This is a genomic window from Bradyrhizobium uaiense, from assembly GCF_010811875.1.
In the GTDB taxonomy this organism is placed as follows: domain Bacteria; phylum Pseudomonadota; class Alphaproteobacteria; order Rhizobiales; family Xanthobacteraceae; genus Bradyrhizobium; species Bradyrhizobium uaiense.
In genome coordinates this window covers 1-243 of sequence record NZ_VKHP01001021.1, presented here as the reverse complement: position 1 = coordinate 243, position 243 = coordinate 1, and the positions used below count along the sequence as shown (strand labels likewise).

General features: G+C 65.8%; 1 pseudogene. It reads left to right on the top strand.

Going from position 1 to position 243, the window contains the following annotated elements:
- Positions 1–150, top strand: a pseudogene (locus FNJ47_RS52665) (C4-dicarboxylate transporter DctA); the annotation flags it as partial.
- Positions 151–243 lie beyond the last annotated feature (93 nt).

The window sequence follows — 243 nt, the reverse complement described above, 5'->3', positions numbered from 1 at the left end:
TTCATCGTGCTCGCCGCAACGCTGGGCTCGATCGGCCACGTGCCCGTGGCAAGCATCGCGCTGCTGCTCGGCATCGACCGCTTCATGTCGGAGGCGCGTGCGCTGACCAACTTCATCGGCACGGCGGCTGCACCCTTCGAGGTGAGCAGGCAGACCACCACGAGACCGATCTGCTGGACCAGCGACATCGGCGTGTCGGTGGCCTGGGCGAGGAAGACGCTGGCCATGGTCAGATAGATGCAG